Origin of the sequence: Anaerosporomusa subterranea (assembly GCF_001611555.1) — a bacterium.
Lineage (GTDB): Bacteria > Bacillota > Negativicutes > Sporomusales > Acetonemataceae > Anaerosporomusa > Anaerosporomusa subterranea.
Genome location: NZ_LSGP01000001.1, coordinates 405,247 through 412,823, shown reverse-complemented (window position 1 = coordinate 412,823; position 7,577 = coordinate 405,247). Strand labels below are relative to the sequence as shown.

The 7,577-nt window shown below is 46.8% G+C and carries 7 protein-coding genes; all 7 read right to left on the bottom strand.

Annotation, left to right across the window (positions count from 1 at the left end):
- Positions 1 to 413 precede the first annotated feature (413 nt).
- The 7 genes from lysS to dusB all read right to left on the bottom strand — a co-directional run bounded on the left by lysS (position 414) and on the right by dusB (position 7,481).
- Positions 414 to 1,916: a lysine--tRNA ligase gene (gene lysS, locus AXX12_RS01750; RefSeq protein ID WP_066237234.1), complete on the bottom strand. Its 1,503-nt coding sequence runs from the start codon at positions 1,914 to 1,916 to the stop codon at positions 414 to 416.
- Positions 1,917 to 1,939: 23 nt separating this feature from the next.
- The gene (gene greA / locus AXX12_RS01745; protein ID WP_066237231.1) at positions 1,940 to 2,425 is read right to left on the bottom strand and encodes a transcription elongation factor GreA; all 486 of its coding nucleotides are present in this window, start codon (positions 2,423 to 2,425) and stop codon (positions 1,940 to 1,942) included.
- Between the two features lie 221 nt (positions 2,426 to 2,646).
- Entirely contained in the window at positions 2,647 to 3,741 is a 1,095-nt protein-coding gene (locus AXX12_RS01740) for a saccharopine dehydrogenase NADP-binding domain-containing protein (RefSeq protein ID WP_066237228.1), read from the bottom strand.
- 14 nt (positions 3,742 to 3,755) lie between these two features.
- The gene (locus AXX12_RS01735) at positions 3,756 to 4,661 is read right to left on the bottom strand and encodes a quinate 5-dehydrogenase (protein WP_066237225.1); all 906 of its coding nucleotides are present in this window, start codon (positions 4,659 to 4,661) and stop codon (positions 3,756 to 3,758) included.
- 14 nt (positions 4,662 to 4,675) lie between these two features.
- Positions 4,676 to 5,194: a helix-turn-helix domain-containing protein gene (locus AXX12_RS01730; protein WP_066237222.1), complete on the bottom strand. Its 519-nt coding sequence runs from the start codon at positions 5,192 to 5,194 to the stop codon at positions 4,676 to 4,678.
- Between the two features lie 347 nt (positions 5,195 to 5,541).
- On the bottom strand, positions 5,542 to 6,501 hold the full coding sequence (locus tag AXX12_RS01725; protein ID WP_066237219.1) for a hypothetical protein: 960 nt from the start codon (positions 6,499 to 6,501) through the stop codon (positions 5,542 to 5,544).
- A complete protein-coding gene (dusB, locus tag AXX12_RS01720; protein ID WP_066237317.1) occupies positions 6,495 to 7,481 on the bottom strand; it encodes a tRNA dihydrouridine synthase DusB in 987 nt (328 codons plus the stop codon). The genes AXX12_RS01725 and dusB overlap by 7 nt, the downstream gene beginning before the upstream one ends.
- Between the last annotated feature and the right edge of the window lie 96 nt (positions 7,482 to 7,577).

Here is a 7,577-nt window from a genome sequence, read left to right as displayed (position 1 = left end):
GGCTGCCAGCAGCTTCGCTGCTTTCAACCGCCGTTGCCGTTACCGGCGACGCTTATATATGTTAACATAACAAAATTCGCTTGTCAACATATATTTTGTTTTTTATATCGCCGCCATTATGAGCAAGTCATTATGGTTAAGCGACTTTTATATAATACCACGCTGCAAAAGCCATGTCAACGGTTGTATCACTGTTTCGAAAAAAGATTCGTCTCCCGCTCTCATTCCCCAATAGCGTTTAGAAAGGGCGAGCTGTTGTTTCCTAGGAAAATTACAACATTACCTGACGAGGAAGGTAATGTTGTAACATCACTAGGAAGCCCCGAAAACCATTGCTTGCGTACGACTTAGTATGCACAGCAATGGTTTTCGGGGCTAGCAATACAGATTGGCCTTTATCAACGGCCTGCTAATTACTCTTTATGCCGCATATGGGGAAACAGCAGAACATCACGAATCGAATAACGGTCGGTCAGAAACATGACCAAGCGATCAATACCAATACCGAGACCACCTGTCGGTGGCAAGCCGTATTCTAACGCATTTACATAATCCTCATCCATCATGTGGGCTTCGTCGTCGCCAGATTCGCGCGCAGCAACCTGATCTAAGAAACGCCCCTTTTGATCGATCGGATCGTTTAACTCAGAGAAACCGTTGGCGATTTCCCTGCCAAAAATAAAGGCCTCGAAGCGGTCAGTCGCTTCCGGATTTTCTTTATTGCGTTTTGCCAGCGGCGAGATTTCTGTGGGATGTCCAATGATAAAGGTCGGTTGAATCAGATGTTCTTCGGCAACTGCCTCAAAGACTGCATTGAGAATCCCGCCAATGCCGAATTTTTTCTCATAATGCACCTCTAGCCTATCGGCGATTGCCCGTGCCTCTTCGACCGTTTTGACTGCGGCAAAATCGACATCAGCATACTTTTTGATCGCATCAACCATCGTTAAGCGATTCCATGGAGGAGTGAGATCGATATCTTGTCCTTGGTAATTAATCTTGGTCGTTCCGAGGACAGCCTGCGCCACGCCGGCGATGACTTCTTCGGTAAGCTTCATGATATCCTGATAATCTGCATACGCCTGATAGAGTTCAACAATAGTAAACTCTGGGTTGTGTTTAATCGAAATGCCTTCGTTACGGAATACCCGGCCCAATTCATACACTTTCTCAAAGCCGCCGACAATTAGGCGTTTTAGATAAAGCTCAGGCGCGATGCGCATGTACAGTTTCATGTCTAACGCATTGTGATGAGTCACGAACGGCCTAGCCGCAGCACCACCGGCGATAGGATGCATCATAGGAGTCTCTACTTCAAGAAAGCCTCGATCATCCAAGATAGATCGCAGCGATTTGATAATATTACTGCGTAAAACAAAGGTCCGCATAACATCAGGATTAACAATTAGGTCTAAATAGCGCTGACGATAGCGCATTTCAACATCTTTTAGTCCATGCCATTTTTCAGGCAGCGGACGTAGTGATTTAGAGAGTATTTCAAACTCGTTTACACGGACACTAATTTCACCCTTTTGTGTCCTGAATACCGTACCAGTCACACCAATAATGTCACCAATATCTACAAGTTGAAATAAGCTATAGGCTTCTTCACCAACAACATCTTGGCGAAAATAAAGCTGTACACGGCCTGTTAAATCGGACAGATGCACAAATGACGTCTTCCCATGTCCGCGTAGAGACATAACGCGTCCGGCGATGTGAACTTCCTGATCTTCGAGCTCTTCAAAGCGCCCAGTAATGTCCTGGGCGCGATGCGTTAAATCATATTTTCTGCCAAAGGGTTCTAAGCCTCTTTCGGCAATTGCTGCCATCTTCTCGCGGCGAACTTTCAACAGTTCGTTTAGATCTTGCTCTGTCTCAGGCGCTGATTGTTGCGGATGTTGTTGCTCTTTCATACGATATTCTCCCCCGTGTTAGATCAGTGGGTTCGTGCTTTTAGCTCAATGATCTGATATTTTAAAATTCCGGCAGGAACATTGACTTCTACAGTACTACCAACTTTCTGGTTGAGAATGGCCTCGCCTACCGGTGATTCATTAGATATCTTGTTCTCTTTCGGATTAGCTTCCGTCGAACCAACGATAGTATATTCCTCTTCGCTGGAATCTTCCAAGTCTTTAAGAACGACAGTAGAACCTAATGCAACAACATCGTAACGGATCTCAGCTTCGTCAATTAACTTCGCGTTGCGGAGGATTTTCTCTAGTTCCAGTATCTTACCTTCAATAAAGGCCTGTTCATTTTTCGCGTCTTCGTACTCAGAGTTTTCACTGATATCACCAAATTCAATGGCCTGCTTTATTCGCTCTGCCACCTCACGACGACGGACAGATTTCAGATGTTCTAATTCGTTTTCCGTTTTTCTCAAGCCGTCTGCGGTGAGCATAACTTGCTTTTCTGTCATGACCTTTACCTCTCCTTTAACTCTGAGAAATTCTAATCCGTAATATACTATGTCGGCAAGCATATAGAGTGATAGTTGCATAAAGCAATATAAATAGTGTCAAGTTACACTTGACACTCTGCTTGACACGCCGCAATACCACCTAGTTTGGCTACTATCATCGCGGCGTTTACTGCCATTATGCATATTATAGGCATAAAACTAAAGTCTGTCAATAATTTCTAGCCTAATCTCTCTTGCTTTATTGCAAGCTTGGCTGCTGCGTTGGCCTTGATGTTCAGCACTTCTTGCTGCGAAACTGCCCGCTCGAAACTGCGGAAGCCAGCGAGTTTAAATCCATGCTTGTTAGCCAATTGACCGATTGTTTCGATTTGTTTGACAGTTAAGTCCCGTCCTAACGTAAAGTTCTCGTATCTGCCCTCCAGTGCAAGAATCATTGTCTCAGCCATGCAAGCATACGCAGTTTTCGGTGGAAAGCCGAAGTTCAGACCAAAATTCACATCTCCAGGCACTTCCACAACGCCGCCCTCAATGACCAAGACATCGTTACGCGCCTGAGCAACTTGTTGCGAGACATTGCGCGGACGCGAAACATCGCAGACAATGGCCCCTGGTTTCAAATCATCAGGCTCGATAATACTATCCACCGCGCTCGTCACTGCAATAATGATATCAGCCGCTTTCAGAGCAGATTTAGTATTAGCCGTGACACGAACCGCTAATCCTGTTGAACGTAAAATTTGTGTAGCAAGTATTTCCAATTTATCCTCACTGCGGGCAGCCAAGGTTAGGTAACGAACGTCACGTGCCAAAAGCTGTGCGCAGGCTGCCCCAATAGAGCCTGTAGCCCCCAGCACCAGCACGTTTGCCTTATCGAGAGAAATCCCCATTAGCTGAGCTGCTTTCTTAGCACCTTCGATGGCGGTTGCAACAGTATAACTATTACCTGTAGTCACCGCTATATTTAAATTTTGGGCTATGGTTAGGCCGGCGTCTCCAACTACAGAGGTAAATGCGCCTAACCCTACAATTTTCGCACCTAATTTTTCGGCAACCTTTCCGGCTTTAATAATCTTCTTAATAACAACTTCTTCCGGCATACTCACCATTTGACGGCTGGTCAATGGGCAGCCGACAAACCAACCTTCGCTTGCAGCGTGTCCTGATTCAATGCCTGCGATATGAGAGACCTTGAAGGGAGGTATGTATTTGATAATGCCTTCTACAAAACTATCTGACCAATTCTCAGCGAATGGAAATTTGCGTGCGAAATCTTTTGCGACGATTGGATGGACGATAAATGCGAATCGTTCCATAAAACACTCTCCTCTCAATGCCCCAAGACACTAACCCGCGGTTTAATGCCTATACTTTGCATAATCTGACTATATTCATCTTTGCACATATTCTCTGGTCGTTTACCAGACAATGCGACTAGTATGCCTTCCAGCACATTAGTCCCGAAGGAACGCCCTCCCATTTCAGGCGTAGTTGTTACCAACATATGAATACCGCTTTTTTGAAGCATTGCGACATCATCTGCGGTAACGGTATTCGTAATTACTATTTTCCCCGGCAACTCTGGCGGCATATAACGGCGAATAAAGTGAAAGTCGCCAGCAATGATTTCTGCTTCATGAAAATAGCGACTGAATTTTGGTGCTGTCCGAGTTTGCTTTTCGCCTGTTGGATAAAACAAGCGAACCGGCAATTTAGTAATAACCGGCGCGACCACTTTGGCGAGTCGTTGCAGTCCAGCCAAACTCCTGATTGGAATCGGCACTCCCAACCCAAACATCAAATCGCCACAAGTTACTTGACAACCAGCTTTGACCAGAGATTCCGCCAGCCCGAAGCGATCAACCGCGCAGACCAATAGAACCCGCCGGTCTTTCATCATTACTTGATGATTACCAGCCAAATGGGAAACAACCGCCCGTTCAAGAGTATTCTTCACTCCGCTGCCATCCACAATCGGCGAGAGCTTTGCTGCTGATACAATCTTTAGAGACTCCCGAAACGTATAGCGTCTACCCCCTGCGTAAATATATAGATCAGTGCCGCCCAGCCCGAAGGCATCGACCTTTCCATCAAGCGCACGAATCAGGTCAATCGCCTTTTCAATGTTGCCATCCGTTCCCATCCGCTCAATCCTGATCAATTGCCCATTAAAGTCCTGTTCTACACAGTGATCTCTTTTGGATGACCCCAAGCTAATACTCACAACCCGCTTCATATTGTCTCCCATTCTTACCGGATCTTCCGTACGATATCGCGCAAGATTGCCGGTTCCAGATACTTATCTTCAGCAATCGGCGATTCTCCGATTTGAACGCCGATTACTTCCTTATCCAACATAGCTTCAATCAATTTTATCCGCATATTTGATCCCAAAATGATGACAGTATCATTACTTCGTATCTCTGCGATAATCCGCATGATAGCATCAAACAATTCTACCCCGGATTTTTCTTGAAGAAACTGCCATCTCTGCTTTTCAGTCAACAGTAAGCAATAATCAATACCTTCCTGCCGAGCAACTTGCTGAAGTTCTTCGCAATTGTGAATGGGAAAGCCAATTAACGCCACTGTCTTCCCTTTGCGGACTTCGCCCATATTCTCCAGACGCGATATGACTGTTCGATCTACCCCCACCTGATTAGCGACTTCCTGTTGCGACAAACCCTGACAACGCAAGCTGAGAATCTGATCAACTGTGCGATAAATTTTTTGTCGATTAATCAGCTTATCGCCAATTCGAAGCAGCATTGTGCATCTTCTCCTGCCTTCAATATATGTGCACAACCTTGTGTACATACAACAGTATAGCACTTTTCCTAGTATTCTCAACTTTTTTCCATTCTATCCCTCAGAACAAGAAAAAACCGCCGTTACATATGAGACCTAACGGCAGTAGTAGCGCTAAGAATCTTTAGCATCGCTGATTGCGGCTTTGGGAGGCAGGGCACTCTAACCGCAGAATACGCAGAGGTCGCAGAGGGTTCGCTGAGGGTACGTAAATTGCTTTACAAATTTACCGTAACCCTCCGCAGACTCTGCCTCTGTGTACTCTGCGGTAAAACGCAATTTCGGCTCACTGAACCTCAAAGCATTTATTATTCCCATGGGGATAAGGGAAAGCGTGCAATTACCTTTTTAGCGGTCTCCAAACGCAGCGGAGTATCATCATGATTCATGCCGCGTTTCATGCCCTGGGTAGCGCGAATTCCTGGTTGTGTGGTCAATCCGATATCTTGAGTCAGTTGGGACATAACCTTACGCCTCGCCTTATAAAGAGCCTCATCCAGTTTTTGTCCTGCGTTGAGATTATCAAGCATGTCTGTTGACAGATACAATTGCGCTAAACTAGTCATCGGGTTACCACAGGCTCCAGTCGCGGTCAAACCGAGGACCTCAGGCAGTGCATAGCGTATGCTGGCTTCAACTGACCGTTTCAGTTCCTCGCCTTCGCGAGCCATCGCGGCAATTAGGGTTTTTGCGGTACATAAACCAAAAGTCCGTAAGGCGCGGATGATCGCATGTTCAATGGTGTGAGCCTGATCTTGACTTACAAGTCCGCCCAAGTTGCCGCAAAGGCTTATCTTTCTCCCGGTCTCTAAATCTGTACCATAAAGAGCCACTGGGATATCAGATGCATCACGAAACTCAGTTGTTCCGCCTTCCGGCATCCAGCCTGCACCTGAGATAACTGGATATTCCTTGCGGGAATGTCTGAAGTGCAAGTATTCAATATCTGTTGCAAACAGCAATCCGTCACAAGACCGTTGGCCCTGCCAGCGAGCGTGACCACGCCCTTCTAAGCAAACCAACATTACAGGAACGGAAGCGCCGCCCTCCGGATCGGGAACCATTTGTTCCACTAATTCGGCCAAACGAGCAATCACACCCACAGGATATAGTTTTTGCTCATCAACTACCCACGGGCATATCAGAATATCTTGTCCAACGCCAGTGGCAGCCAGTAGACGTCCGCCTTGTTCTATGACAAATGCGCCGCTAATCTTACCGCCTCCTGGACGAGGCAGCACTCCATTTGCCACAGGCATAATCAGCATACTTCCAGACCCTCCTCTTCAGAGATAGCCTTCAATGAAGCAAAGACCGCAAAGAAGTCTTCTCTGGTCTCAGCTGAATTAAAGCGTAACCGCAACTCAGCCGCATGTCTAAGGCCTTTGGTATACCAAGCGGCATGACGCCGCATTTCTCTGACACCTATGTATTCCCCTGAATAGGCAATCGCCATATTAAGATGACGATGCAGGAGGTTTACCCGCTCTTCGAAGCTAGGTGGGCTCAACTGCTCACCAGTGGCTAAGTAGTGAGAGACTTGGCGGAATAGCCAAGGATTGCCTTGAGCACCACGCCCAATCATGACGGCGTCGCAACCTGTCTCTGCCATCATCTTTGCCGCGTCACTCGAACAGCGAATATCGCCATTGCCGATCACCGGGATAGAAACGCTCTCTTTGACAGAGCGGATAATCTTCCAGTCCGCTTGTCCGGAGTAGAACTGCTCCCTGGTTCTACCATGCACCGCTATCGCAGCCACGCCTGCCTTCTCGGCCAGAACCGCAATTTCCACCGCATTGATGGAACGCGCATCCCAACCTGTGCGGATTTTGACAGTGACCGGTACTCGGACAGCGTCTACAAGCCCAGCCAGGATTTCATAAGCCAGAGCAGGTTGCCGCATCAGTGCTGACCCTTCGCCGTTTTTGACAATCTTGGGAGTTGGACAGCCCATGTTTATATCGATAATATCGGCACCGGCAGCCTCGACTAACTTAGCCGCGCCAGCTACCGAATCAGGCTCAGAACCAAAGATTTGTACGGAGACAGGGCGTTCCCTCTCATCGATACGGAGCATGTCTACTGTGTGACAATTGTGAAACAACAGTCCTTTGCTACTGATCATCTCTGTATAGACTAGTCCGCAACCCATTTCCTTCGCCAACAGTCGAAATGGCTGATCAGTCACCCCTGCCATAGGAGCTAGAACAACCGGTGTTTCAATTACTACGTTACCAATCTTCAGTGAAATCACCTCTAGGCTAGTATACCAGGTTTTCACAAAAAAAGAAGACAGCTAGGAGTTGCTGTCAATAAAATTCTTCTATTTTTCTATAAAAAT

Coding starts and splice junctions, on each gene's coding strand:
- AXX12_RS01730 (WP_066237222.1), bottom strand. CDS start 5,194: ATGCTGCTTCGAATTGGCGATAAGCTGATTAATCGACAAAAAATTTAT.
- AXX12_RS01740 (WP_066237228.1), bottom strand. CDS start 3,741: ATGGAACGATTCGCATTTATCGTCCATCCAATCGTCGCAAAAGATTTC.
- lysS (WP_066237234.1), bottom strand. CDS start 1,916: ATGAAAGAGCAACAACATCCGCAACAATCAGCGCCTGAGACAGAGCAA.
- AXX12_RS01735 (WP_066237225.1), bottom strand. CDS start 4,661: ATGAAGCGGGTTGTGAGTATTAGCTTGGGGTCATCCAAAAGAGATCAC.
- AXX12_RS01725 (WP_066237219.1), bottom strand. CDS start 6,501: ATGCTGATTATGCCTGTGGCAAATGGAGTGCTGCCTCGTCCAGGAGGC.
- greA (WP_066237231.1), bottom strand. CDS start 2,425: ATGACAGAAAAGCAAGTTATGCTCACCGCAGACGGCTTGAGAAAAACG.